This is a genomic window from Streptomyces cinnabarinus (genome assembly GCF_027270315.1).
In the GTDB taxonomy this organism is placed as follows: Bacteria; Actinomycetota; Actinomycetes; order Streptomycetales; family Streptomycetaceae; genus Streptomyces; species Streptomyces cinnabarinus.
This window is the reverse complement of the sequence record NZ_CP114413.1, coordinates 1,351,247-1,375,656: the sequence shown is the minus strand read 5'-3', so window position 1 is coordinate 1,375,656 and position 24,410 is coordinate 1,351,247. Positions and strand designations below refer to the sequence as shown.

General features: G+C 72.5%; 24 protein-coding genes and 1 riboswitch. Of the genes, 11 read left to right on the top strand and 13 right to left on the bottom strand.

Going from position 1 to position 24,410, the window contains the following annotated elements; all coding sequences use genetic code 11:
• Positions 1-46 precede the first annotated feature (46 nt).
• Positions 47-733 (bottom strand): esterase/lipase family protein, encoded by a 687-nt coding sequence (locus STRCI_RS05855; protein WP_269657767.1) that lies wholly within the window; start codon positions 731-733, stop codon positions 47-49.
• 120 nt (positions 734-853) lie between these two features.
• Between STRCI_RS05855 and STRCI_RS05850 the strand changes: the two genes are divergently transcribed.
• Positions 854-3,037 carry a LuxR family transcriptional regulator gene (locus STRCI_RS05850; protein ID WP_269664495.1) on the top strand — a complete coding sequence of 728 codons (2,184 nt, stop codon included), beginning with the start codon at positions 854-856 and terminating at the stop codon, positions 3,035-3,037.
• Between the two features lie 12 nt (positions 3,038-3,049).
• Here STRCI_RS05850 and bioD read toward each other — a convergent pair whose 3' ends face one another.
• From bioD to bioB, 3 genes are read right to left on the bottom strand one after another with little or no spacing between them, the layout of a single operon-like run.
• Positions 3,050-3,766, bottom strand: a complete 717-nt coding sequence (gene bioD / locus STRCI_RS05845; protein ID WP_269657766.1) for a dethiobiotin synthase — start codon at positions 3,764-3,766, stop codon at positions 3,050-3,052.
• A 1-nt stretch (position 3,767) separates the two neighbouring features.
• Positions 3,768-5,048, bottom strand: coding sequence for an adenosylmethionine--8-amino-7-oxononanoate transaminase (locus tag STRCI_RS05840; protein ID WP_269657765.1), 1,281 nt, complete (start codon positions 5,046-5,048; stop codon positions 3,768-3,770).
• Complete coding sequence (gene bioB / locus STRCI_RS05835; protein ID WP_269657764.1) at positions 5,041-6,243, bottom strand: biotin synthase BioB; 1,203 nt, start codon at positions 6,241-6,243, stop codon at positions 5,041-5,043. The genes STRCI_RS05840 and bioB overlap by 8 nt, the downstream gene beginning before the upstream one ends.
• Positions 6,244-6,390: 147 nt before the next feature.
• On the opposite strand from bioB, the gene STRCI_RS05830 reads away from it, so the two are divergent.
• A complete protein-coding gene (locus STRCI_RS05830; RefSeq protein WP_269657763.1) occupies positions 6,391-7,518 on the top strand; it encodes an 8-amino-7-oxononanoate synthase in 1,128 nt (375 codons plus the stop codon).
• A gap of 94 nt (positions 7,519-7,612) precedes the next feature.
• Here STRCI_RS05830 and STRCI_RS05825 read toward each other — a convergent pair whose 3' ends face one another.
• Together STRCI_RS05825 and STRCI_RS05820 are read right to left on the bottom strand one after the other, a co-directional pair.
• Positions 7,613-7,840, bottom strand: a complete 228-nt coding sequence (locus tag STRCI_RS05825; RefSeq protein ID WP_269657762.1) for a DUF397 domain-containing protein — start codon at positions 7,838-7,840, stop codon at positions 7,613-7,615.
• Positions 7,841-7,849: 9 nt separating this feature from the next.
• On the bottom strand, positions 7,850-8,716 hold the full coding sequence (locus tag STRCI_RS05820; protein WP_269657761.1) for a helix-turn-helix domain-containing protein: 867 nt from the start codon (positions 8,714-8,716) through the stop codon (positions 7,850-7,852).
• Between the two features lie 212 nt (positions 8,717-8,928).
• Here STRCI_RS05820 and STRCI_RS05815 point away from each other — a divergent pair, with 212 nt between their 5' ends.
• Positions 8,929-9,387 carry an ATP-binding protein gene (locus STRCI_RS05815; RefSeq protein ID WP_269657760.1) on the top strand — a complete coding sequence of 153 codons (459 nt, stop codon included), beginning with the start codon at positions 8,929-8,931 and terminating at the stop codon, positions 9,385-9,387.
• Positions 9,388-9,465: 78 nt separating this feature from the next.
• On the opposite strand, the gene STRCI_RS05810 is transcribed toward STRCI_RS05815, so the two are convergent.
• Entirely contained in the window at positions 9,466-10,371 is a 906-nt protein-coding gene (locus STRCI_RS05810; RefSeq protein WP_269657759.1) for a LysR family transcriptional regulator, read from the bottom strand.
• Positions 10,372-10,482: 111 nt separating this feature from the next.
• Between STRCI_RS05810 and STRCI_RS05805 the strand changes: the two genes are divergently transcribed.
• On the top strand, positions 10,483-11,097 hold the full coding sequence (locus STRCI_RS05805; protein ID WP_269657758.1) for a LysE family translocator: 615 nt from the start codon (positions 10,483-10,485) through the stop codon (positions 11,095-11,097).
• 56 nt (positions 11,098-11,153) lie between these two features.
• Here the strand turns inward: STRCI_RS05805 and STRCI_RS05800 are convergent, their stop codons facing one another.
• Positions 11,154-11,627, bottom strand: a complete 474-nt coding sequence (locus STRCI_RS05800; RefSeq protein WP_269657757.1) for a C40 family peptidase — start codon at positions 11,625-11,627, stop codon at positions 11,154-11,156.
• A gap of 3 nt (positions 11,628-11,630) precedes the next feature.
• A riboswitch (cyclic di-AMP (ydaO/yuaA leader) is annotated at positions 11,631-11,758 on the bottom strand.
• 509 nt (positions 11,759-12,267) lie between these two features.
• Positions 12,268-13,239 (bottom strand): ABC transporter permease, encoded by a 972-nt coding sequence (locus STRCI_RS05795; protein ID WP_269657756.1) that lies wholly within the window; start codon positions 13,237-13,239, stop codon positions 12,268-12,270.
• A gap of 137 nt (positions 13,240-13,376) precedes the next feature.
• On the opposite strand from STRCI_RS05795, the gene STRCI_RS05790 reads away from it, so the two are divergent.
• From STRCI_RS05790 to STRCI_RS05760, 7 genes are all read left to right on the top strand, one after another.
• Complete coding sequence (locus STRCI_RS05790) at positions 13,377-14,006, top strand: TetR/AcrR family transcriptional regulator (RefSeq protein WP_269657755.1); 630 nt, start codon at positions 13,377-13,379, stop codon at positions 14,004-14,006.
• 128 nt (positions 14,007-14,134) lie between these two features.
• Positions 14,135-14,437: an urease subunit gamma gene (locus STRCI_RS05785; protein WP_269657754.1), complete on the top strand. Its 303-nt coding sequence runs from the start codon at positions 14,135-14,137 to the stop codon at positions 14,435-14,437.
• Positions 14,438-14,451: 14 nt separating this feature from the next.
• Positions 14,452-14,763 (top strand): urease subunit beta, encoded by a 312-nt coding sequence (locus tag STRCI_RS05780; protein WP_269657753.1) that lies wholly within the window; start codon positions 14,452-14,454, stop codon positions 14,761-14,763.
• Positions 14,756-16,477 carry an urease subunit alpha gene (locus STRCI_RS05775; RefSeq protein WP_269657752.1) on the top strand — a complete coding sequence of 574 codons (1,722 nt, stop codon included), beginning with the start codon at positions 14,756-14,758 and terminating at the stop codon, positions 16,475-16,477. Before STRCI_RS05780 ends, STRCI_RS05775 begins: the two co-directional genes overlap by 8 nt.
• Positions 16,477-17,151 (top strand): urease accessory protein UreF, encoded by a 675-nt coding sequence (locus STRCI_RS05770; protein ID WP_269657751.1) that lies wholly within the window; start codon positions 16,477-16,479, stop codon positions 17,149-17,151. Before STRCI_RS05775 ends, STRCI_RS05770 begins: the two co-directional genes overlap by 1 nt.
• Positions 17,152-17,221: 70 nt before the next feature.
• The gene (ureG, locus tag STRCI_RS05765; protein ID WP_269657750.1) at positions 17,222-17,899 is read left to right on the top strand and encodes an urease accessory protein UreG; all 678 of its coding nucleotides are present in this window, start codon (positions 17,222-17,224) and stop codon (positions 17,897-17,899) included.
• Positions 17,896-18,657: an urease accessory protein UreD gene (locus tag STRCI_RS05760; protein ID WP_418953311.1), complete on the top strand. Its 762-nt coding sequence runs from the start codon at positions 17,896-17,898 to the stop codon at positions 18,655-18,657. Before ureG ends, STRCI_RS05760 begins: the two co-directional genes overlap by 4 nt.
• Positions 18,658-18,675: 18 nt before the next feature.
• Here STRCI_RS05760 and STRCI_RS05755 read toward each other — a convergent pair whose 3' ends face one another.
• The 4 genes from STRCI_RS05755 to STRCI_RS05740 form a co-directional block, all read right to left on the bottom strand.
• Positions 18,676-19,701, bottom strand: a complete 1,026-nt coding sequence (locus tag STRCI_RS05755) for an NAD-dependent epimerase/dehydratase family protein (RefSeq protein WP_269657748.1) — start codon at positions 19,699-19,701, stop codon at positions 18,676-18,678.
• A gap of 49 nt (positions 19,702-19,750) precedes the next feature.
• Entirely contained in the window at positions 19,751-20,476 is a 726-nt protein-coding gene (locus STRCI_RS05750) for a lysophospholipid acyltransferase family protein (protein WP_269657747.1), read from the bottom strand.
• Between the two features lie 138 nt (positions 20,477-20,614).
• A complete protein-coding gene (locus tag STRCI_RS05745; protein WP_269657746.1) occupies positions 20,615-21,844 on the bottom strand; it encodes a PP2C family protein-serine/threonine phosphatase in 1,230 nt (409 codons plus the stop codon).
• Between the two features lie 69 nt (positions 21,845-21,913).
• Positions 21,914-24,361 carry a SpoIIE family protein phosphatase gene (locus STRCI_RS05740; protein WP_269657745.1) on the bottom strand — a complete coding sequence of 816 codons (2,448 nt, stop codon included), beginning with the start codon at positions 24,359-24,361 and terminating at the stop codon, positions 21,914-21,916.
• Positions 24,362-24,410 lie beyond the last annotated feature (49 nt).

Here is a 24,410-nt window from a genome sequence, read left to right as displayed (position 1 = left end):
CCGGACGCCCGCCGCGCACCCCCGCTGTGCGCCCTAGGTGCGCGGGTCAGGCGATGAAGTCGCGCACCTGTTCGTAGACGCCGTAGTCGTTGTTCATGTCGGTGTGCGAGACGCAGCCGACCTCGACGTTGGTCGCCCCGCTGAGGATCGCGGTGGTGTCCGGGGTGAGCGCGTCGTCGCAGTTGGACCAGTAGCTGGCGTACGAGACGCTGCCCGGGGTCTCGTCACCGGAGTTCAGCGCGGTGAGGAAGGAGCTGCCGGTGTACATCTCGGCGCACGAGGTGTACAGCCAGGAGCACCATCCGGCCGTGGTCGTGCCGTGGTTGGTGCCCGCGCTCGACACGAAGTCGTCGACGTACGACGTCCCGCTCAGGTTCTTCAGGTAGTAGCGGGAGCCGAGGGCGCCCATGGAGTGCACGACCAGGTCCACCTTCGCGGCGCCCGTCTGGGTGCGCACGGTGTTGACGTAGGTGGCGAGCTGACGGGCCGTGGTCGCGTTCGACTGGGACCAGTCGTAGGAGAAGGCGTACAGCTCGGAGGAGGTGTAGCCGTCCGCCTTGAAGTCGGCGATCCAGTCGTCCCAGCTGTCGGCGGAACTGCTCAGACCGTGTACGAAGACGACCGGGTTGTGGGTCGCCGCCCGGGCGGGTGTGGGGGAGAGGGCAAGGGCCAGAAGGAGCGAAGCGGCCGCGGTCGCGACGGCCGTGGCGATGCGACGCATGGGGCGCTGCATGGGGGCCTCCTGAGGCGTGTGGGGTTCGCCAGGAGTGTCGGGCCGGGTCTACGCGCGCCGCATCGGTGAAATCGCCGGTCTTTACTGGTCAATTAACTCGCCAGTAACGTCTTTTGTGTGGTGACCCCGGTGAACCCCCAGCCCCTCGACCGCACTTCGGCACCGCAGCTCACAGGCGCCGTACAGCATCCGGCCGCCCGGCCCGTGTCCGAGCCCGTGCGGGTGCGTGTGCTGCGTGCCGTATACGGCGATCCGCGCGCCGCCGCCGAAGCCGTGGGCAGGCTGACGGCGCGGCAGGCGGCGGGACTCGACCCGCTCCCCACGGAACCCGCCGAGCTGGCACCCGCGTGCCTCCACGCGCATCGAGCCGAGATCCGCGCCCTGCCCGACGACACCCGGCTGCTGTTGCTGCTGGCCGCGGCCGACCAGTACCCGGTCGCCACCCACGCCTTCCTGCGCGCCGTGACGGCCGCCCGCCTCGACACCCGCCCGCTGGAGGCCGCGGAGGCGTCCGGGGTGGCCCACTCCGGGGCGCGCGGGGTCGTGTTCCGGGACGCCTGGACCCGGATCGCCGCCTATGAGACGGGGAGTCCGGCGGACCGGCGGGACGCGCACCGGCTGCTGGCCCGGGTGCTGCACGGCGCCGGGGAGACACCTCGGCGCTCCTGGCACCGAGGCGCCGGCGCGCTCGGCCCGAGCGGGCGGCTCGCGGCGGAACTCGGCGACGCGGCACGCACGGCGGAGCAGACCGGACGCCTCACCCTGGCCCGCGCCCTCGCCGAACGCGCCGCCCAGCTCTGCCCCGACCCATCCGAGCAGACCCTGCTGCTCGCCCGCGCCGCCGACCACGCCTGGCAGTCCGGTGACAGCGACCGTGCCCGGCACCTCACCGTCGCCACCGCCGACCCCGCGCTGACCGGCGTCCTGGCCCTCAGAGCGGGCAACGCGACCGACGCCTTCGACACGCTGCTCGGGGAGGCGGGCCGGGAACAGGGCGGACGCGCGACCCACCTGCTCGCCCGGGCCACCGAAGCGGCCATCTACACCGGCGACGTACGGCGGCTGCGGGAGGCGGCCCGGGTCGCCGGGCGGCTCGGCGTCGAGGTGCCCGGCACGCTGGGCGGCCTGGTCGCGGCCTTCGAAGGACGGTACGGCGACGCACGGGAGCTGCTGGAGGCGGCGGCCGGGAGGTGCGGTCCCGGCGGTGACCCCACCCTCCTGATCCACGCCGGCATCGCCGCCCTGCTCCTCGGCGACCACACCCGCGCCGCCGGAGCCACCCTGCGCGCCGCCGAGTCCGCCCGCGCCCGGGGCACGACGGCCGCCGTGGCGCAGGCCATGGAGTTCCGGGTCTACGCCGACTTCTGGACCGGCCGCCCCCGTGCCGGAGAGGCCGCCGCCACCGACGCCCTGTGGCAGGCCCACACCACCGGCCAGGACAACGGGGCCTGCCATCTCCAGGCCGCCCTCGCCATGTTCGCGGCCCTCACCGGTGACGCCGAGGTCTGCCGGGAACGCGCCGCCACTGCTCGCTCGTACGCCTTGGCCCACGGTCTGGGACTGCCGGCGGCGCTCGCACAGTGGGCGCTCGCCTGTCTTGACCTGGGCACGGGGCGGTTCGCCGCGGCGGCGGCCCGGCTGCGCGCGCTCGCCGGGTTCGGCCCGGGGCACGGCCACCGCGCGGTCCGCCATCTGGCCACCCCGCACTATGTCGAGGCCGCCGTCCGCACCGGCGACACGCGCGTCGCCCGGGTCGCCCACGCCGACTACCACCGCTGGGCGAGCACCGTGGGCAGCGCCGACGACCTGGCCCTGAGCGCCCGCTGCCGCGCGCTGCTCGCGCCCGGCGCCGAGGCCGTGGAGCACTACCGCAGCGCGCTCGTCCTGCACGGGCGCGGCACCCGCGACCTCGAACGCGCCCGCACGGAGCTGCTGTTCGGCGGCGCGCTGCGCCGGCTGCGCAGCCGTACGGAAGCCCGAGACCGGCTGCACAGCGCGCTGGAGGCGTTCGAGTCCTTCGGCGCCCCGCACTGCGCCGCCCAGGCCCGAGCCGAACTCCGCGCCCTGGGCGCCCCCTCCGACCCCGCACCCTCCGGCCCCGACGACCCGACCGCCCGCCTCACCGCGCAACAGCTCCTGGTCGCCAGGATGGCCGCCGAAGGCGCGACGAACCGGGAGATCGCGTCCCGCCTGGCCCTGAGCCCGCGCACGATCGACCACCATCTACGGGGGGTGTTCACGAGGCTGGGCATCCGCTCCCGCATCGAACTCGTCCGATTGCTTGCAGAGAAGGACCCGGTGTAACCCACCCCGGGCTCAGCCGGCCACGCGCTCCCGGAAGGCCACCGCGTCCCACGTACCGCCCAGCTCCGCAGCCAGCCAACCCCCCGCCGCCGCACGGAAGTCCGCCGGTGCCAGCGCCCCCGCGCCAGCGGGCAGCGCCCCCAGCAGCGGTGCCCCGGATACCTCCGGCAGGTCCGCCACATTGCAACGGGATGCCAGATCAGGGGCGTCGGGCCAGCTGCCGATCACCACACCGCGGAAGTCCAGGCGCCGGGCACGGAGTTCGTGGGCCGTCAGCTCCGTGGAGTTGAGGGTGCCCAGGCCGGCCGGTGCGACCACCAGGACGGGAGCGGCCAGGAGTTCGGCGGCGTCCGCGAGCGTGCCGCCCGCCTCGTCGAAGCGGACCAGGAGCCCGCCCGCCCCTTCCACCAGCACCAGGTCGTGCTCGGTGGCCAGCTTCGCGGCCGCCTCGGCGATCGCCTGCGGGCGCACCGGCGGCAGTCCCGCCCGGCGCGCGGCCGTCCCCGGCGCCAACGGCTCCGGGAAACGGGCCAGTTCGGCCGTCGTCACCGCACCCGCGAGCCGAGCGCACTCGTCGGCGTCCCCGCGCTCGTCCGGTCCCACCCCGGTCTGGGCGGCCTTCAGCACGGCCACCGTGCGGCCGGCGGCGAGCGCCGTGGCGGCGACGGCGGCGGTGGTGATCGTCTTGCCGATCTCCGTGCCGGTGCCCGTGATCACCAGTACCGACATCTCAGCCCTCCCGCGCCGCCGCGCACACCGCGCGCGCGATCCGCGCCAGGTCCGCGTCGCCCGTGACGTACGGCGGCATCGTGTAGATCAGATCGCGGAACGGCCGCAGCCACACGCCCTCGCGTACGGCCGCTTCCGTGGCCGCCTTCATGTCCACCTGGTGATCCAGCTGGACGACGCCGATGGCGCCGAGGACCCGTACGTCCCGCACGCCCGGCAGATCCGCGGCCGGAGCCAGCCCCTCGCGCAGCCCCGCCTCGATCCGCTTGACCTCCGCCTGCCAATCCTGGCCCAGCAGCAGTTCGAGCGAGGCGCAGGCCACGGCGGCCGCCAGCGGATTGCCCATGAACGTCGGGCCGTGCGCCAGCACCGGCACCTCGCCCTGGGAGATCCCGTCGGCCACGCGCGAGGTGCACAAGGTGGCGGCCAGCGTCATATAGCCGCCGGTCAGAGCCTTGCCGACACACATCACATCCGGCGTCACGGCCGCGTGGTCCGCGGCGAACAGCGCGCCCGTGCGCCCGAAGGCGGTCGCGATCTCGTCGAAGACCAGCAGCACACCGTGCGCGTCGCACGCCTCGCGCAGCACCCGCAGATACGCGGGGGAGTGGAACCGCATCCCGCCCGCGCCCTGCACCACCGGCTCGACGATCACCGCGGCCAGTTCGTCGGCGTGCCGCTCGATCAGGGACCGCAGATGGTCGGCGTAGGACTCCTCGTACTCGACCGGCGGCGGGTCCGCGAAGACCTGGCGCTGGAGCACTCCGGTCCACAGGTCGTGCATCCCGCCCTGGGGGTCGCACACCGACATCGGCTGCCAGGTGTCCCCGTGGTAGCCGCCCCGCCAGGTCATCAGCCGCTGTTTGCCGGGCCGCCCCAGCGAGCGCCAGTACTGCAGGCACATCTTCACCGCGACCTCGACCGACACCGAGCCCGAGTCGGCGAGGAAGACATGCTCAAGCCCCTCGGGCGACATGTCGACAAGGTGCTTCGCCAGGCGTACGGCGGGCTCGTGGGTGAGCCCGCCGAACATCACATGGCTCATCCGGCCGAGCTGCTCGACGGCCGCCTCGTTGAGCACCGGGTGGTTGTAGCCGTGGATGGCCGACCACCAGGACGACATCCCGTCGACCAGCTCGCCCGAGCCGTCCGCCATCCGCAGCCGCACCCCGCTCGCCGACTCCACGACCAGCGGCTCCTGCCGGCCCGGCATCGGACCGTACGGATGCCACACGTGCTTCCGGTCGAGGTCCAGCAGCTCGGGCACGCTCAGGTCAGGCATTGGGCGCGACGTCCGTTCCGGCGCCCCGGCGGCGCACGGCGACGAGATCGCTGCGGACCTCACCGGGCTCGGCCTGTTCGGCCGGCGAGGCCGATGCGGCCGGAACGGAACCGCAGACTCCGCCGCCCTCGCGGGACCCGCAGCCGCCACAGTCGTGGCCTCCCGCGTGCGACCCGCAGCCACCCCCGGCCGCCCGGTGCTCCGGCAGCGTCACCTCGCCCGCGCCCTCCACCTCGAACCCGGCGTCGGCGATCATCTCCAGGTCGGCCTTGCCCGCCTGGCCCTCGGTCGTGAGGTAGTCACCGAGGAAGATCGAATTGGCCAGGTTCAGGGCGAGCGGCTGCATGGTGCGCAGATGGACCTCACGGCCACCGGCGATCCGTACCTCCACGTCCGGACAGACGAACCGCACCATCGCCAGAATCCTGAGGCACCGCTGCGGAGTGAGGTTCCACTCCTTGGCCAGCGGCGTGCCCTCGACCGGGATCAGGAAGTTGACCGGCACCGAGTCCGGGTCCAGCTCACGCAGCGAGTACACGACATCGACCAGGTCCTCGTCGCTCTCACCCATGCCGGCGATCAGACCGGAGCACGCGGAGAGACCGGCCCCGTGCGCCTTCTGCACGGTGTCGACGCGGTCGGCGTAGGTGTGCGTGGTCGTGATGTCCCCGTACGTCCCCTCGGACGTGTTGAGGTTGTGGTTGTAGGCGTCCGCGCCCGCCTCGCGCAGCCGCTCGGCCTGGCCGTCGGAGAGCAGCCCGAGACAGGCGCACACCTCGACGCCCTCGTTCTGGTCCTTGATCGCCCGGATGGTGTCCGAGACCCGGTCCACGTCACGGTCGGTCGGACCGCGTCCGCTGGCCACCAGACAGACGCGCTTGGCGCCGCCCGCGAGCCCCGCGGCGGCCGCCTGGGAGGCCTCGTCGGGCTTGAGCCAGGTGTACTTGAGGATCCCGGCGGTCGAGCCCAGCCGCTGCGAGCAGTAGGAGCAGTCCTCCGGGCACAAGCCGGACTTGAGGTTGACGAGGTAGTTCAGTTTCACCCGACGGCCGAACCAGTGCCGGCGCACCTTGCCGGCTGCGGCCACCACATCGAGCAGGTCGTCATCGGACGTCGCGAGGACGGCCAGGGCTTCCTCGCGGGTCGGCAGCTCGCGCCGCAGCCCCTTGTCCACCAGCGTGTTCAGCAGGTCCATGAGAGCTGATCCTGTCTTACGGAGGGGTTCCTGGCCAAGGAGAGTTCGTACAACTCGGGCGCTTCGAGGTGTGGGTATTGCCACACCCTGGGCGCCGGGTCGTCCCGCTAGTGTCTGTGCGCTGCCTACAAAATCCCCGGAGGACCCATGGCGTTCGGCTGGATCGACGACCAGGCGGAGCTGCGCCGCCGTGCCGGACTCGTCCGGACCCTGCGCCCCCGCCCCGCCGACTCGCCGCTGCTGGACCTCGCGAGCAACGACTACCTGGGCCTGGCCCACCATCCGGAGGTCACCGAGGGCGCGGCCGAGGCGGCGCGGACCTGGGGCGGCGGCGCCACCGGCTCCCGGCTCGTCACCGGTACGACGGAACTCCACACCGAGCTGGAGCGCGAGCTGGCGGACTTCTGCGGCTTCGAGGCGGCGCTGGTCTTCTCCTCCGGCTACGCGGCCAACCTCGCCGCGGTCACCGCGCTCGGGCCGCACGGCTCGCTGATCGTGTCCGACGCGGGCAACCACGCCTCACTCATCGACGGCTGCCAGCTGGCCCGCGGTACGACCCAGGTGGTCGCGCACGCCGAGCCGGACGCCGTGCGCAAGGCACTGCAGACCCATGACGGACCGGCCGTGGCGGTCTCCGACACCGTCTTCTCGGTCGACGGCGACGCGGCCCCGCTGGCCGGGCTCGCCGAGGCGTGCCGGGAGTACGGCGCGGGACTCGTGGTCGACGACGCGCACGGGCTCGGGGTGCTCGGCGACGGCGGCCGGGGTGCCCCGTACGCGGCGGGGCTCGCGGGCGCCGACGACGTCGTCGTCACGGTGACGCTGTCCAAGTCGCTGGGCAGTCAGGGCGGCGCCGTCCTGGGCCCGGCCCGGGTGATCGACCATCTGGTCAACGCGGCCCGGACGTTCATCTTCGACACCGGCCTGGCCCCCGCCGCGGCCGGTGCCGCCCTCGCGGCCCTCCGGCTGCTGCGCCGGGAGCCGGAGCGGGCGGCACGGGCGCGCGCGGTGGCCGGTGAACTGCACGCCCGCCTGACGGCCGAGGGCCATCAGGCGGTGCGTCCGGACGCCGCGGTCGTCTCGGTGCGCGCGCCCTCCCCGGAGGAGGCCGTGCGCTGGGCCGCGGACTGCCGTGCGGCGGGTCTCGCCGTGGGCTGTTTCCGTCCTCCTTCCGTGCCCGACGGCATCTCACGGCTGCGGCTGACCGCCCGTGCGGATCTCACGGACGGCCAGATCGAACGCGCTGTACGGGTCATCGGCGAGACACGACCATGAGTCGGCGTGACACGGCCCTGCCGCCGCGGCGAGAGAACTGATCGATGGATCGAGACGGAACTGATCGGAACTGATCGGTATGGATCGGGAACTGTCAGGACTGGTACGCGGCCGTGAAGTCCGCCCAGCTCTCGGGGGAGAAGAGCAGCGCGGGTCCGGCCGGGCTCTTGGAGTCCCGTACGGCGAGGAGTCCGGCCCCGGGACCGGTCCACGGCCGAGCCGTCTCCACGCAGTTGTTCGCACCCGTGCTGTAGCTGCTGCGCAACCAGTGCGCGGTATGCAGATCGGTACTTGAAGGTACGTGCCGAGGCAGTGCAGACATGGTGCCTCCTTACGCGCCGTCAGCTATCCCGGCGATGTAATCCAACGATTCCTCGGGCGAAAGGGCGTGGATCTGAAGGGTGGTGAAGGCCTCCGTGTACGCCTGGAGGTCTTCTTTCCGTTCGAGGTAGAGGCTACTCGTAAGGTGGTCGAGAACAACCACATCCAGATCAGAAGTGCGCGAAAATGAGAAGACAACGAAAGGCCCCGTGATACCGATGTGCGCCCCCGCGGTGAACGGCAGGACCTGCAAGCACACTTGAGGCAGCCGCCCCGCCTCCACCAGCCGCCACAGCTGTCGGGACATCACCCCGGGACCGCCGATGTCCCGGCGCAGCACCGCCTCGTCGAGCACCGCGCTCAGCTCCAGCGGTGGCATCCCGCGCAGCACGTCCTGCCGGGCCAGCCGCACCTCGACGAGCGCGTCCAGCCGTTCGTCCGTCTCGTCCAGCCCGCCCACCGCGGCCCGGGTCACCGCCCGCGCGTACTCCGGCGTCTGCAACAGCCCCGGGACCACGGAGGTCTCCAGCGTGCGCATCGCGCTCGCCTGGGACTCCAGGCTGATGAAGTCCCGGTAGGTCGGCGGCAGCACCCCGCGGTACGCGTGCCACCAGTGGTGACGTCCGGCCCCGTCGTCGGACCCCGCCAACACCAGCAGCAACTCCCGTAGTTGTGAGTCCCCGACCGCGTAGGCGTCCAGCAGTAACCGCACATCGGCCGGTTTCACCCCGCTGGCACCGGTCTCGATCCGGCTCACCTTCGACTGGTGCCAGCCCACCAGACGCGCCGCCTCACCGCTGGTGAGCCCCGCACCGGTGCGCAACGCACGCAGTTCGGCGCCCAGCTTTCGGCGGCGTACCGCCGGCCCGTGCTGCATGCGCTACTCCTTACTCCAACCGGGCCGCCCAAATACGGTCTCGCGTAGCAGAGTTCACCGCTTCGAGCGACAGATATATGCATATCTTGGTGGATCGCCACCGTGACCGGCGCGGTAATGGCAGTCTGGCGATGAAGCACCAGTCCGGGACCGTACTCGAACCATCCGCTCCGTGTCGGACTGCGGTCCCGTGGGAAAGGGACGACGTCGCCATGGCAGACCATCTGGAAGCATCCGTCACTCTGCCGAGCGATCCCGCCTCGGTCTCCGCGGCGCGTGGCTATGTGGTCAGCACTCTCGCGGAATGGGGATTGCCGGTCGAGACGGACGTGGCCGACACCATCAGGCTCATCGTCTCCGAACTCGCCACCAACGCCGTACAGCACACGCTCGGTCAGTCACCCACCTTCACGGTGGACATCGAGCTGCACCATGACGAACAACTGCGCATCGGGGTCACCGACAGTCATCCGCGGTTCCCCAAGCGCCTGCCCGCCGCCGTCCAGCAGGACAACGGCCGGGGACTGGTGATCATCCGCTGGCTGACCGCCGAGTGCGGCGGCCGCCTCAGAGTCCGGCCGACCCGCGAGGGCGGCAAGACGGTCTCCATCGAACTCCCCTGGACGGCCCCGGCCCGCCCGGTCACCACGGCGGGCCAGCAGGAGCCATAGGGCCATCACCGAATCCCCCCGGCCCGCGCCCGCAGGCCCCTTGTCCAGGCCCTGGCCCCGGTCCAGGCCCCGCAGGAGTCAGGCCCTGGCGAACGCACCCCGCAACAGCGCCCCGAAGGCGTCCACCGCGGGCGTCGCCCCCTCCGCCCGCCGCGCGACCGAGATCGTACGGCGCAGCTCGCCCCCTTCCAGCGCCCGGGTCCCGACCGGAGTGACCGCCGTCCGCGCCACCATCTCCGGCACCACACCGACCCCGAGCCCCGCACTGACGAGCGCGCACACCAGCGCGTACACCGGGGTCTCCACCAGCACCGACGCGGTGGCCCCGGCCCGGGCCAGCACCGCCTCCACCCCCTGCCGGGCCGGATGATCCGGCGCCATGCTGATCAGCGGCTGCCCGGCCAGCTCGCTCAGCGGCAGCCGTGAGGTCGCGTCGGCGAGGGCGTGCCCGGGCGCGGTCACCAGCACCAACTCCTCGACCAGAACCGGCTCCAGCACGACCGACGCGGGCACCGGCACCGGGTCCGCGGGCTCATAGGTGTGGGTCAGCGCCAGATCGATCTCCCCTGCGGCGACCGCGGCGACCCCGGCGGGCGGCTCGTAGTCGGCCACCGTCAGTTCCACGTCCGGGTGGGCCCGGCGGAACGCGCTCAGTACCGGCGGCAGCAGATGGACGCCCGCGGTCTGGAAGGTGCCGAGCCGGAGCGTGCCCCCGGACAGCCCGGTGAGCCGGGCCAGTTCATGCCGGGCGCGCTCCAGTTCGTCCAGCACCCGGCGGGCCCGCGCCACCAGCAGTTCGCCCGCGCCGGTGAGCCGGGCCCCGCGATGGTGCCGGACCAGCAGAGGTGTGCCCGCCTCCCGCTCCAGCTTCGCCAGCTGCTGGGAGAGCGCGGGCGGGGTGTAGCCGAGCCGCTCGGCGGCCCGGGTGATCGAACCGGCCTCGGCGACCGCCACGAGTGCGGCGAGCCGGGTGGGGTCGTACACGGGAGACTCCCTTGGGGCTCGGGCGCCGGGCCGGAGACTAAAGCATTGCTTAAGGCAGACCCAGAATATTCGAAGTACCTGCTGAAGGCTTCCGCACGGCACGCTGGCCGTATGGACGGACAGCTTCTCGCCTTCACCGGGGTCGCCGCCGGCATGGTCGCCATGCCCGGGGCCGACTTCACCGTGGTCGTACGCAACGCCCTGGTCTCGCGCCGGGCCGGGATCGCCTGCGCGCTCGGCATCACGGCCGGGCTGATGCTGCACACCGCGCTGGCGGTCGCTGGGGTGGCGGCCGTGCTGACCGCGGTCCCCGCACTGTTCCGAACGCTTCAACTGCTGGGCGGCGCCTATGTGCTGTACCTGGGCGCACGCACGCTCCGGGCCCTGCGCCGACCGCGCCCGGAAGCTCCCGAGGAGACCTCCGTCGCCGCGCGCCCGCTGCGGCAGGGCTTCGTCACCAACGCGCTCAATCCCAAGGCGCCGATCACGTTCCTCAGCCTGCTCCCGCAGTTCGTGCCGGCAGGCTCTCCCGCGCTGCCCCGGACCCTGCTGCTGGCACTGATCGTGGTGGTGCTCGCCCTGCTGTGGTTCCCGGCCGTGGCGCTGCTGGTGGACCGGCTCGGCCGGTGGCTGCGCAGGCCGCGGGCCGCCCGGCGCGTGGAAGCGGTCACCGGCGCCGCCCTGACCGCCCTGGGCACGGTCCTGCTCCTCGAAGCCGTCACCTGAGCGACCGTCAGGGGCGGCGGCGTGTCAGGACGCCGCCGCCCCCCTCGGGCCGCCGGTCAGCTCACCCGGCCGTACCAGACGCTCTTGGTCCAGATCTTCTGCAGCCTCACCACATCCCCGGTCTTCGGGGCGTGCCAGATCTTGCCCTTCCCGGCGTAGATGCCGACGTGGTAGATGTTCGACCCCGAGTGGAAGAACACGAGGTCGCCGGACTTGCGGCTCTTGGACGAGATGTGGCGCGTCTTGTTGTACTGCTGGGCCGCCGTACGAGGCAGCTTCTTGCCCGCCTTCTTGTACGAGTACAGCGTGAGCCCGGAGCAGTCGAAGCGGTGCGGCCCGACGGCGCCCCACTTGTAGGGGGAGCCCTTCTTGGAGGCCGCGACCTGGAGTGCCTTCGTCGCCGGAGTGGCCGCCTGGGCCTCGGCGGAGAGGCCGGGGGCCACGATCGAACCGCCCACGGCGGCGATGGTGAGCGCCGAAGCCGTACCGGCACGGGCCATCAGCGACGGGACACGATTGAGCGCAGTCATGCGCAACCCTTCGTCAGCCGCCTGTGAAGGATGACCTGTCGGATTCGGGCTGGCGAAGTTGCCCGGCCGCGAAAAGCGGCTTCACCCCAAGGGCTGCTCGGCGCGAACCTCCGTGCCGGCGACCCGTCGTGCCTGGGTCCTCCACTCCTGCCGATCCACTCCTGTCGACCGGTCGTCCGGGCGGCGGCAGGACTCGGCGTCCGCCCGGACCGCCCCGCCGCTGTGGCGGGGGCTTGTCGTCAGACAGGGATCTTGACTCACTGATGTCCGAAAATCCCAATGGAACCGGGGATTTGTGGTGTTACTCACCACTCACCCGTTCGGGTGGACACTGCTCCGTTCGAACGATCGTCGAGGGCCCGGGGGATGCCCGGACCAGGCACGGAACGTCCATTTCGGTCCTGGGGCTACGCGCGTTGCGCAACCCTGACGGGTCGGCAAAAGGAGGCGCGGCTACGCCAAAAGGGGGTACCTCGTTTGGTCCGTTTCAACTCCGGGCCGGACGAGTCGAGATGGCGGCGGGACGCCCGCACCGCGCTCACGTGCGTCAACTGTCCGAGCGCGGCGGCACCGTGACGCGAGCCGCGCGGCGCTGTCCGTCCAGGGCACGCGGCGCTCGCGCCGGCGCGTCCCGCAGTGCCTATGACACCGGGGCGAGTTCCCGCTCCGGTGTCGGCTGGCTCTGCGTACGGGACTTCAGCAGGGCGCCGAGCACCACCGCGCCCAGGCCCAGCGTCGCCCACCACGTCAGTGTCAGCACGGGGCCGGTGGCCGCGGCGCCGTCGAAGAACGCCGTGGAGCGCAGCGCCGTCGCGCCCGCGCCCGGCGGCAGCCACTGTCCGATCGCGCCGACCGGCTCGGGCAGCAGCTCCGGCGCCGAGGGCGCGCCGGAGAAGGGGTTGCCGAACAGCATGACCAGGCCCGCGGTGATCCCGATCCCGGCGGGGCCGATCAGGGCGGCCAGTCCGGCGACGGCGGCGCTCACCGCGAGGGTCGCCAGGCCGAACACCCCTGCCTCCGCCCACCAGTTGCCGTCGACGACCGCCAGCCAGCTGTGGGCCACGGCCGCCGCGGTGAGGCCCACCAGCGCGGCGGAAGCGGCCAGTGCGGCCACCGCCCGGCCGCCGCGCAGGCCGAGCAGGGTCACCACCGCGCCCGCCGCGATACCGGCCAGCGCGAGCGGCAGCACGCCGGCGTTGAAGGCCGCGCCCCGAGGGTCATTGGCGGGCGCGGGCACCACGTCGACGGTCCGGACCTCGCCGCCCGCGGCGGCGGCCTGCTGCTGGAGCAGCTGAGCCACGACCGGACTGCCCGCCGAGGCGGTGAGCAGCGAGGTGCCGTCCGGTGTCACGACGATCGCGCCGTATACGGACCGGTCCTCGACGGCGTCCCGGGCGGCGGCCTCGTCGGCGTAGTGGTGGAGCTCGAACGCCCCCTCGTGCCGGGTCAGTTGGCGTTCCACCTGGGCGGTGGCGGTGGCCGGGCCGGCCACCCCGAGCGGCAGGTCGCGGGGTGCGGTGCGGGCGGCGGGCCAGGCGAAGGCCCACAGGGCGAGGGCGGCGAGGACCGGGACTAGGACGACGACCGCGATCAGTCGGCGGCGGGTGGACATGGTTTCCCCTTGGGTGCGCGGTGGTGCTCACAGGGATCGTTCTTATAGAGAACGATCATTCGTTTTAGTGGAGCCATCAGCGTCTCGCCGCCCGGCGCACTTGTCAAGAAGGAACGTTCGTTTTAAATTGGGGGACCATGGCCCGCGTATCCCAGGAACACCTCGACGCCCGCCGCCGCCAGATCCTGGAAGGCGCCGCCCGCTGCTTCGCCCGCAACGGCTTCCACGCCACCTCCATGCAGGACGTGCTGAAGGAGGTCGACCTCTCGGCCGGCGCGGTCTACCGCTACTTCAGCGGCAAGGACGAGCTGATCGCCGCGATCGTCAAGGGCGTCCTCGCGGAGGTGCGTGCGGCCTTCGAGGAGCTCACCCGGCAGAGCCCACCCCCGCCGCCGGACGTGCTGGTGGGCGAGGTCCTCGGCCGCGCCGTCGGTATCTGGGGCACCCTGTCCGTCGACGACGAGCCCGTCTTCCCGCGGCTGATCATGCAGGTGTGGGCGGAGACCGCGCGCAACCCGGAGCTCGCGGTCGTCATGGACGAGGTGTACGGCGTGGTGACCACGGCCTGGGTCAGGGTGGCCGAGGCTTATCAGGAGGCAGGGATGATGCGGACGGACATCCCCGCCGAGCATGTCGCCCGCACCATGGTCGCCGTGGTCCAGGGCTTCATCGCCCAGCAGTCCCTGCTCGGGGCGGCCCCGGTAGAGGTCCTCCAGGACGGACTGCGCGCCGTGATGAGCATGGCCGAGCCGCGATCGGACGCCTGACCGGATCACAGCTCGGTTAACGTTCCCGAAACTCGGTCCAACTAGCCTCCCTCCACGCCACCAGGGACTTTGCCCGTGGCCGCGGCAACCGGGCCCCGCACGGTCCGGAGCGAGAGGTGAGGTGGGACGTGCAACTGACCCCGCACGAGCAGGAGAGGCTGCTGATCCATGTGGCGGCCGACGTCGCCGAGAAGCGCCGGGCCCGCGGACTCAGGCTCAACCACCCCGAGGCCATCGCCCTGATCACCTCCCACCTCCTCGAAGGCGCGCGCGACGGCCGTACGGTCGCCGAGCTGATGTCCTCCGGGCGCAAGCTGCTCACCCGGGACGACGTGATGGAGGGCGTCCCGGAGATGATCCACGACGTCCAGGTCGAGGCGACCTTCCCCGACGGCACCAAGCTCGTCACCGTGCACGAGCCGATCGTCTGAGGGAGGGCGCTGCGATGATTCCCGGAGAGGTCCTCTTCGCGGACGGGCCGGTCGTGTACAACGAAGGCCGTGAAGTCACCCGGCTGACCGTCCTCAACGCCGCCGACCGGCCCGTCCAGGTCGGCTCCCACTACCACTTCGCCGAGGCCAACCCCGGTCTGGACTTCGACCGCGCCGCCGCCCGCGGCAAGCGGCTCAACGTCGCCGCCGGCACCGCCGTGCGCTTCGAGCCCGGGATCCCCGCCGACGTCGAACTCGTCCCGCTGGCCGGCGCCCGTGTCGTGCCGGGACTGCGCGGGGAGACCGGAGGTGCCCTCGATGCCTGAGATCTCGCGTGCCGCGTACGCCGACCTGTTCGGCCCGACGACCGGCGACCGGATCCGGCTCGCCGACACCGATCTGCTCGTGGAGATCGAGGAGGACCGCTCCGGCGGTCCCGGACTCGCCGGTGACGAGGCCGTGTTCGGCGGCGGCAAGGTCATCCGCGAGTCCATGGGCCAGTCGCGTGCTACGCGCGCAGACGGCACCCCGGACACGGTCATCACCGGTGCCGTGGTGATCGACCACTGGGGTGTCGTCAAGGCCGACATCGGCATCCGGGACGGCCGGATCACCGGCATCGGCAAGGCCGGCAACCCCGACACCATGGACGGGGTGCACCCGGACCTCGTCATCGGCCCCGAGACTGAGGTCATCGCGGGCAACGGCAAGATCCTCACCGCCGGTGCCATCGACGCGCACGTCCACTTCATCTGCCCGCAGATCGCCGACGAGGCGCTCGCCTCGGGCATCACGACGCTCATCGGCGGCGGCACCGGACCGGCCGAGGGCTCCAAGGCGACCACCGTGACGCCGGGGCCCTGGCATCTGGCGCGCATGCTGGAGGCGATGGAGTCCTACCCGCTGAACATCGGCTTCCTCGGCAAGGGCAACACCGTCTCGCACGAGGCGATGCTGTCGCAGATCCGCGGCGGCGCGATGGGGCTGAAGCTGCACGAGGACTGGGGGTCGACGCCCGCCGTCATCGATGCCTCGCTCACCGTCGCCGACCGCACCGGCATCCAGGTCGCCATCCACACCGACACCCTGAACGAGGCCGGGTTCGTCGGGGACACCCTCGCCGCGATCGGGGGCCGCGGCATTCACGCGTACCACACCGAGGGCGCGGGCGGCGGGCACGCGCCGGACATCATGACCGTGGTCTCCGAGCCGCATGTGCTGCCCAGTTCCACCAACCCCACCCGGCCGTTCACCGTCAACACCGCCGAGGAACACCTCGACATGCTGATGGTGTGCCACCACCTCAACCCGGCGGTCCCGGAGGACCTGGCCTTCGCCGAGTCCCGGATCCGGCCGTCCACCATCGGCGCCGAGGACATACTGCACGACCTCGGCGCCATCTCGATCATCTCCTCCGACTCACAGGCCATGGGACGCGTCGGCGAGGTCGTGCTGCGCGCCTGGCAGACCGCGCATGTCATGAAGCGGCGCCGTGGGGCGCTGCCGGGGGACGGGCGCGCGGACAATCTCCGGGTACGGCGCTACGTGGCCAAGTACACGATCAACCCGGCCCTCGCCCAGGGCATCGCCGGGCAGGTCGGGTCCGTGGAGACCGGGAAGCTCGCCGACCTGGTGCTGTGGGACCCCGCGTTCTTCGGAGTGAAGCCGCAACTCGTCGTCAAGGGCGGGCAGATCGCGTACGCGCAGATGGGCGACGCCAACGCCTCGATCCCGACGCCGCAGCCGGTCCTGCCGCGGCCGATGTTCGGGGCGATCGGGCGGGGGCCGGCGACCAACTCCGTGAACTTCGTGGCGCCGTTGGCGATCGAGGACGGGCTGCCGGAGCGGCTCCAGCTCGGCAAGCGGTTCGTCGGGATCGACTCCACGCGCGGTGTCACCAAGGCCGACATGCGCGAGAACGACGCCCGGCCACGTGTCCAGGTCGACCCCGACAGCTTTGCCGTGCGCATCGACGGGGAGCTGGTCGAGGCCACTCCAGCCGCCGAACTGCCCATGGCCCAGCGCTACTTCCTCTTCTGATGTCCAGGGCAGCGCTTCTGGTCCTGGCCGACGGCCGCTTTCCCGCCGGGGGGCACGCGCACTCCGGCGGCGCGGAAGCGGCCGTCAAGGCCGGGCGGGTGACCGGGGCGGCGAGTCTGGAGGAGTTCTGCCGCGGGCGGCTGCACACCGTGGGCCGGGTCGCCGCGGCGATCGCGGCGGCGGCCTCGCTCGGGGTGGACCCGGTCGCGCTGGACGCGGCGGCGGACGCGCGGACGCCTTCCCCCGCGCTGCGGCTCGCCGCGCGGAAGCTGGGGCGACAGCTGATGCGGGCCGCCCGCGCGACCTGGCCCTGCGCTGAACTCGACGCTCTCGCCGGTTCGTTCCCCAAGGGTGCCCATCAGCCCGTGGTGCTCGGGGTGACGGCCCGCGCGGCCGGGCTCGGTCCCGTGGATGCCGCGTACTGCGCCGTGTACGAGAGTGTCAGTGGGCCTGCGTCCGCGACGGTGCGGTTGCTGAGTCTCGACCCGTTCGACGCCACGGCTGTGCTGGCTCGGCTGGCGCCCGAGCTGGACCTCGTCGTGGATCAGGCGGTGGAGGTGGCTCGGGGTGTGGTCGCGGCGGGGGTAGACGCCCTGCCCGCGTCCTCCTCACCTCTCCTGGAGATCGGGGCGGAGGTGCATGCGGCTTGGGGAGTGCGGTTGTTCGCGTCTTGAGATTCGGCCTCATCCCCGAACGCGGGACGGGCTGAAGTACACCTACCGTCAGTTGAGATGGAGCCGTTGCATGCACCTTGACCATTCCTCCCACGGGCCGTCCGCCGTCAGCGCCGACGCCCGTCGTCCCGATGGCGCCCGTCGTGCCCTTCGGATCGGGCTCGGTGGGCCCGTCGGGTCCGGGAAGACCGCTACCGTGGCCGCGCTGTGCCGTGCCCTGCGTGACGAGCTGTCGTTGGCCGTCGTCACCAATGACATCTACACGCGCGAGGACGCCGAGTTCCTGCTGCGGGAGGCCGTCCTGCCGCCCGAGCGGATCACCGCTGTCGAGACGGGCGCCTGTCCGCACACCGCCATCCGCGACGACATCTCCGCCAACCTCGAAGCCGTCGAGGACCTGGAGGACGAGGTCGGGCCCCTGCATCTCGTGCTCGTGGAGTCCGGCGGGGACAATCTGACCGCCACCTTCTCCAAGGGCCTCGTGGACGCGCAGATCTTCGTGATCGACGTCGCGGGCGGCGACGACATCCCGCGCAAGGGCGGGCCCGGCGTCACCACCGCCGACCTGCTGGTCGTCAACAAGACCGACCTCGCCCCGTACGTCGGCTCCGATCTCGCCCGGATGGCCGCCGACGCCAAGGCGCAGCGCGCCGAACTCCCCGTCGTCTTCCAGTCCTTGCGCGGCGAGGACGGTGTCCGGGACGTCGCCGACTGGGTGCGCGCGCAGCTCGCCGCGTGGACGGCGTGACCGCCACCGGGGTCACCGCCACCGCCCGCATCGGCGCACGCGGCGACGGCAGAGGCGGTACGGCGCTGCCCGTACTGGAGGGCGCCGGGCCGCTCGCGCTGCGGCGCACCCGGGCGAGCGGTGCCGAGGCGCGCGTCATGCTCGTCGGCGCCATGAGCGGACCCCTCGGCGGTGACCGGTTCACCGTCGAGGCAGAGGTGGCGGACGGGGCCCGGCTGCACGTCGGATCCGCCGCCGCGACGATCGCCCTGCCCGGCCAAGCCAAGGACGCGGCCCGCTACGACGTACGGCTCACCGTCGCCGACGGCGGCGAACTGCGCTGGCTGCCCGAGCAGTTGATCTCCGCCGCGGGCAGCGACCTGTACGTCACCACCCGGATCGACCTCGGCGCCGGCGCCCGGCTGGTCCTGCGCGAGGAGCAGGTCCTCGGGCGGGTGGGCGAAGAACCGGGACGGCTCACCAGCCGACTGACCCTCCGCGTCGCCGGGCGGACCGTCCTGGACCAGGAACTGGCCTGTGGTCCCGGCACCCCGGGCGGCTGGGACGGTCCCGCCGGGCTTGCCGGGCACCGCGCTGTCGGTCAACTCGTCATCGTACGAACCGAGTTCGAGAAGGCACCGGAGGCCGCTCGGGTGCTCGGCGAACAGGCCGTGCTCATGCCGCTGCCCGGGCCCGCGGTGCTGGTGACCGCCGTCGCGGCGGACGCGCGGGTGCTGCGCCGGATCCTGGACGAGGCGCTGACGTCCCTCACTCCTTGAGCGGCACTTCCTCCGCGCTCACCTCTCGAACCACGCGTCCTCCGCCGCGTAGTCGAACAGGTCCGGGTACACCTTCGCCAGCAACGGGAACGCCTCCCGCCAGTCCCGCTCGGCCAGTACCCGCTCCAGCCACTCCACCGTCTCGGGCAGCGCCTGCGCGTAGGTCGTCACCGGCCGGTAGCCCAACTCCCGTTCGGCGGCCGTCATGTCGCAGACCACCGGGCGCTCCGCCGACCACGGAGTCCGTCCCACGGCGGGGTTCGGGGGCGGGCCGTCCAGCAGGACCGTCTCCGGTTCCACGCCCATCACCGCGTCGACCGCCGCCCCGATCTCCGCAACCGTCGGCGCCTGCGGATCCCCCGCGTTGAGCACCCGCGAGCCCGGCCGGGCCGCAGCCAGCCGGATCAGCTCGGCGAGGTTGCGGGTCCCGGACGGATGGAAGCGGCTCTCCCCCAAGAAGGCGAGCGCCCTTCTGCGGCGGCCGTCCAGATTGCGTTTGACGAAGTACAGCTCGCGGGGGAGCGGGCTGTACGGGCCGTGGACCGCGCAGGCGCGGAGCAGTGTCGTGGGCAACACGTCTGCACAGGAACGGAGTTCGTGCTCCAGCGCCGCCTTGCCCGAACGGTAGGTGTCCCCGTCCGCCCGGACCGTCGGCTGGTCCTCGCGGATGGGCACAGGGTAGGCGGGGAAGCCGTCCGGCTCGGCCATCGTGGCGAAGCCCCGGCCCCGGTCGTCCTCGTACACCTCCGCGCTGGAGATCACCACCGCCGAGCCGATCCGTCCGGCCAGCGCGGTCAACTGGCGGGCGTGCGCGGCGCCGTAGGCCACCACGTCCACCACCGTGTCACAGCCGTCGCCGATCGCCGCGGCCAGCGCGGTGTCGTCGGCGCGGTCGGCCGCCACCACCCGCACCTCGTCCGGCCAGTCCTCGACCCGGGTGCCGCGCCGGGAGAGCGCCGTCACCTCCCAGCCGTCCCCGGCGAGGGCGGCCACCGCCGCACGACCGATCTGTCCCGTCGCCCCGATCACCACCACGCGTCCCATGCGGTGAGGGTACGGTCGTCAACTCGCCTTGATCCAGCGGGACATGCCCTCAGCCAAGCGGCATCTTCGGGAACCTGCGCGCCTTCTGCTCGCGCGCCGCGGCCTGCTCCGCCTTGGCGACGGCCGCGTACTGGTCGACGTACTCCTGCTCGGAGAGGGAGAGGATGGCGTACATGATCTCGTCGGTGATGGCGCGCAGGACGGCCTTCTCGTTCTCCATGCCCGCGTAGCGGGAGAAGTCCAGGGGCTTGCCGAAGCGGATCACCACGGGGTGGATGTTGGGGATGACCTTGCCGGGCGGCTGGGCCTCGAAGGTGCCGATCATCGCGCAGGGGATCACCGGCACGCCCGCCTTGAGCGCCATCACGGCGACGCCGACCTTGCCCTTGTACAGGCGGCCGTCGTGGGAGCGGGTGCCCTCCGGGTAGATGCCCAGCAGTTCGTCCTTGCGCAGGACGCCGAGGCCCTCGCGGATCGCGGCCTGGCCGGCCTCCTTGCCGGAGCGGTCGACCGGGATCTGGCCGGCGCTGCGGAAGAAGAAGGCGGTCAGTCTGCCCTTGAGGCCGGGCCCGGTGAAGTACTCGGCCTTGGCCAGGAAGGTGATGCGGCGCTTGAGGATCGCGGGCATCAGGAAGTGGTCCGAGAAGGAGAGGTGGTTGCCCGCGACGATCGCGGCCCCGGACGTCGGCACGTGTTCGAGGCCCTCGGTGCGCGGGCGGAAGACGAGTCTCAACAAGGGGCCCAGCAACACGTACTTGAGCAGGTAGTAGAACAAGGAGGCGCTCCTCTACTTGCAGGTCAACCGGCGTGTTGTGGGGGTGCCAGTGTAGGCACAGGCAGGTGGGGCCGGAACCGGCCCGGAGGCGACTGGCGCAGACCTTTCCGACGACCTTGACAGGGAACTCACAACCCGTCAGAGCCGGACCACCACCAGCGCCGTGTCGTCGGTGGCGCCACCGGGCGGCAGCAGGTCCAGCAGGACCGCGTCCGCGAGGGTCTCGGCGTCGTCGTGACAGTGCCGGACGAGGGAGTCGGCGAGCCGGGCCAGACCGGCGTAGATGTCCTCCCGTCTGCGTTCGACCAGGCCGTCGGTGTACAGCACGAGGGTGGCGCCCTCGGTGAACTCCGTCTCCGCCTGCGGTCGTTGGATGGGATCGGGGCGCGCGTCGAGCGGCGGATCGGTGGCCCGGTCGAGGAACTCCACCCGGCCGTCGGGGTGCAGCAGCGCGGGCGGCGGGTGCCCGGCGCTGCTGTAGGCGATGGTGCGCCGGTCGAGATCGACGAAAGTGGTGACCGCGGTGGCCGATTCCGCACCGTCGACGACATGCGCGTACCGGCCGAGGACGTCGAGCGCCTGCGCGGGTCCCTCGGCGACCCGCGAGGCGGCGCTCAGCGCGCTGCGCAGCTGGCCCATCACCCCGGCCGCCGCGAGGCCGTGCCCGACCACGTCCCCGACGGAGACGCCGATGCGGTTGCCACCGACCAGGTCGACCATGTCGTACCAGTCCCCGCACACGTTCAGCGCGCCGACCGCGGGCCGGTAGCGCACCGCCACGTCCTGGTGGCGGAGCTGGCGGCGGGCGGGCAGCATCGCCTCCTGGAGAGCGAGCGCGACCTCCCGTTCGCGGGCGTGGGCCTGGCGGAGCCGGTCGTTGAGCTCCTGGAGCTCCCGGGCCCTGGTGTACAGCTCGGCCTCCATCACCCGGGCCCGGCTGCCGGTGGGGCCGCCGCGGGCCCGGATCAGTTCCGTGACCTCCTCGACCCGGTGGACCAGCAGCACCACCTTGCCGTCGGGGCCGAGGACCGGGGCGTTGACCGGGCTCCAGTAGCGCTCCTCCCACTGCCCGGGACGCTCGACGGACTCCACGTCGTAGCGCTGGAGGGCCATCACGTCCCGCTCGCCGGTGGTGACCACCCGCTGGAGGGACGCGGCCAGATTGCGCATGCCGGTGGCGGCGGTGTCGTTGGGGTTGTCGGGGAAGGCGTCGAAGAGATAGCGGCCGACGAGGTCCTGGCGCCTGCGCCCGGTCATGTCCAGGAACTCTTCGTTGACATCCGCGTAGATCAGCTCGGGTGTCAGCAGTGCCACCATGCCGGGCAGGGCCTGGAAGACCGCCGCGTAGTCGATCGCCGTGTCGTTCATGAGTGCCGCCTCATCACCGAGATCACCCCAGTTTGGCATGTTGTGCGGCATATGCGCCGGGGTCGCGGATCACTCCTCCGGTTCCGTCAGCGACTGCTCAGCCCAGATGATCTTGCCCTCGGGTGCGAACCGCGTACCCCACCGCTGGGCGAACTGGGACACCAGCAACAGCCCCCGCCCGCCCTCGTCGGTGGCCCGCGGATGACGCAGATGCGGGGCGGAGGCGCCGCCGTCGAGGACCTCGCAGATCAGCGTGCGCTCCTTGAGCAGCCGTAGCCGGATGGGCCCGGTGGCGTGCCGGATGGCGTTGGTGACCAGCTCGCTGACGATCAGCTCGGTGGTGAAGGCCAGCGGTTCCAGACCCCATTCGGTGAGCTGGCGGGTGGCGCCCTTGCGGGCGTCGGCGACCACCGCGGGATCGCTCGGCAGGTCCCAGTCCGCGACCTGGTCGGTGCCGAGCAGCCGGGTGCGGGCCATCAGCAGCACCACGTCGTCCCGCGGCCGCACCGGGACCAGGGCGTCCACCACGGCCCGGGAGTGCAGCGCGAGGGAGGGCGCGGTCCGCTCCAGGGCCGGGCGCAGCCGGTCCCGGTCCGCGTCCCCGGCCCCGTTGTCGCCGCGGGCCAGCAGGCCGTCGGTGTACAGGGCGAGGGTGCTGCCCTCGGCCAGCACCAGCTCGACCGACTCGAAGGGCGGGCCGCCCACGCCGAGGGGCGGCCCCTGCGGCAGATCGACGAAGGTCACCTCGCCGTCGGGCAGCAGGACGGCCGGGGAGGGATGGCCGGCGGCGGCCATGGTGCACTGCCCGTCGACCGGGTCGTACACGGCGTACAAGCATCCCGCCCCCACGCCCCGCATGCTGTCGGCGCCCTCGGTGTCCGGCGCCGCGCCCTCGTCCCGGGCCGACCTGCCCACCAGGTCGTCGAGATGCGCCAGCACCTCCTCCGGCCGCAGATCCAGCGCGGCCAGCGTCCGTACGGCCGTACGGAGGCGGCCCATGGCCGCGGCGGCGTCGATGCCGTGCCCCGGCACCTCGCCCACCACCAGCGCGACCCGCGCCCCGGACAGCGGCACGAGGTCGTACCAGTCGCCGCCGAGGCCGGTGAGTTCGTCGGCGGGCCGGTAGCAGGCGGCGACCTCCACGGCGTCCTGGTCGCTCAGCCGGTGGGGGAGCAGACTGCGCTGGAGGACCAGGGCGGCGTCGCGCTCGCGGGTGTAGCGGCGGGCGTTGTCCACGCAGACCGCGGCCCGCGACACCAGGTCCTCGGCGAGCCGCAGATCGTCCTCGTCGAACGGCTCCTTGCGGCGGCGCCGGAAGAACGTGGTGATCCCCAGGGTGACGCCCCGCGCGCGGACCGGCACGATCATCACGCTGTGCAGTCCCAGCTCCCGGAAGGTGGCCTCCCGGCCCAGCACGTCCGTGGCCCACTCCCGGGCCAGCGGATCGAGCCGCTCGGCGCGCCAGGACCGGCCACTGGTCAGCGAGCGGATCGGCGGCGAGCCCGCCATGTAGGTGGCCACGGCACCTATGCCGACGGCCGCGTCCTCGTTCTCCGAGCGATGTCCGGCCCGGCGCAGCTGCACCGGCCCGGTGTGGCTCAGCGGCCCGGACGCGGGCTCCCCGCCGCTGAGCACCGAGTCCAGCAGATCCACCCAGACCAGGTCCGCGAAGCCCGGCACCGCCACGTCCGCCAGCTCCTGGGCGGTGTGCACCACGTCCAGGGTGCGTCCGATGTGCCGGCCCGCGCGGTCCAACAGGGCGAGCCGCCGGCGGGCCCGGTGCCGGTCACTGACGTCGACGACCGTGTAGTACACGCCCATCGCCCGGCCCTGGTCGTCCTCGAGCCGGGTGAACGACATCATGTGCGCCGTCTCCCGGTACGGCGCCGAGCGCAGCTGGCCCAGGTGCTCGTACCCGACGATCGGCACCCCGGTCTCCAGCACCCGCCGCATCTGCGTCTCCAGGGCCGCAGCGTCCAGGCCCGGCTGGATGTCCGCGAGCCGCCGCCCCAGTCGCTGGTACGGCGGTCCGCCGCCGTACTCCTCCAGCGCGGCGTTGGACCAGACGAACCTCAGATCGGTGTCCATGATCGCTATGCCGACGGGCGAGCGGGCCACCATCTGCTCCAGCACCGTCCGGCTCATGTCCCAGCCCGGTGCCTGCTCCATCTCCGACAGCAGCGCCAGCCAGCGGGCCGGGCCGTCCTGCTCCGGCGCCGCGACGACCCGCGTCATCACCGGCACCGGGGTGCCGTCCGCACGCCGCGCGGTCAGCAGCCCCGCCCAGCCGCCGTCCCGGCGGCACCGCTCGGCCAACTCGGGGACGCGCGCCGCGTCCTTGTCGGTCAGCAGCCCGGCCACCGGGCGGCCCACCACCTCGCCCGGCCCGTACGCCAGCAGCCGCTGGGCCGCGCTGGTCCAGCAGGTCACCAGGCCCCGGTCGTCGAGCAGCACGGGTACGGCATCGGCCACATCGAACCGATGCCGTGCTGCGGCGCGCTCCTCCTGTGAGCCCACGGCCGACCTCTCCGTCGCTGAGAGCCGCTGAGGGTGGTCCACGTCAGTG

Bases quoted from the DNA above. Each gene is read 5' to 3' on its own strand.
- STRCI_RS05855 (WP_269657767.1), bottom strand. From the start codon at position 733: ATGCAGCGCCCCATGCGTCGCATCGCCACGGCCGTCGCGACCGCGGCC.
- bioD (WP_269657766.1), bottom strand. From the start codon at position 3,766: ATGTCGGTACTGGTGATCACGGGCACCGGCACGGAGATCGGCAAGACG.
- STRCI_RS05840 (WP_269657765.1), bottom strand. From the start codon at position 5,048: ATGCCTGACCTGAGCGTGCCCGAGCTGCTGGACCTCGACCGGAAGCAC.
- bioB (WP_269657764.1), bottom strand. From the start codon at position 6,243: ATGGACCTGCTGAACACGCTGGTGGACAAGGGGCTGCGGCGCGAGCTG.
- STRCI_RS05830 (WP_269657763.1), top strand. From the start codon at position 6,391: ATGGCGTTCGGCTGGATCGACGACCAGGCGGAGCTGCGCCGCCGTGCC.
- STRCI_RS05825 (WP_269657762.1), bottom strand. From the start codon at position 7,840: ATGTCTGCACTGCCTCGGCACGTACCTTCAAGTACCGATCTGCATACC.
- STRCI_RS05820 (WP_269657761.1), bottom strand. From the start codon at position 8,716: ATGCAGCACGGGCCGGCGGTACGCCGCCGAAAGCTGGGCGCCGAACTG.
- STRCI_RS05815 (WP_269657760.1), top strand. From the start codon at position 8,929: ATGGCAGACCATCTGGAAGCATCCGTCACTCTGCCGAGCGATCCCGCC.
- STRCI_RS05805 (WP_269657758.1), top strand. From the start codon at position 10,483: ATGGACGGACAGCTTCTCGCCTTCACCGGGGTCGCCGCCGGCATGGTC.
- STRCI_RS05800 (WP_269657757.1), bottom strand. From the start codon at position 11,627: ATGACTGCGCTCAATCGTGTCCCGTCGCTGATGGCCCGTGCCGGTACG.
- STRCI_RS05795 (WP_269657756.1), bottom strand. From the start codon at position 13,239: ATGTCCACCCGCCGCCGACTGATCGCGGTCGTCGTCCTAGTCCCGGTC.
- STRCI_RS05790 (WP_269657755.1), top strand. From the start codon at position 13,377: ATGGCCCGCGTATCCCAGGAACACCTCGACGCCCGCCGCCGCCAGATC.
- STRCI_RS05780 (WP_269657753.1), top strand. From the start codon at position 14,452: ATGATTCCCGGAGAGGTCCTCTTCGCGGACGGGCCGGTCGTGTACAAC.
- STRCI_RS05775 (WP_269657752.1), top strand. From the start codon at position 14,756: ATGCCTGAGATCTCGCGTGCCGCGTACGCCGACCTGTTCGGCCCGACG.
- STRCI_RS05770 (WP_269657751.1), top strand. From the start codon at position 16,477: ATGTCCAGGGCAGCGCTTCTGGTCCTGGCCGACGGCCGCTTTCCCGCC.
- ureG (WP_269657750.1), top strand. From the start codon at position 17,222: ATGCACCTTGACCATTCCTCCCACGGGCCGTCCGCCGTCAGCGCCGAC.
- STRCI_RS05755 (WP_269657748.1), bottom strand. From the start codon at position 19,701: ATGGGACGCGTGGTGGTGATCGGGGCGACGGGACAGATCGGTCGTGCG.
- STRCI_RS05745 (WP_269657746.1), bottom strand. From the start codon at position 21,844: ATGAACGACACGGCGATCGACTACGCGGCGGTCTTCCAGGCCCTGCCC.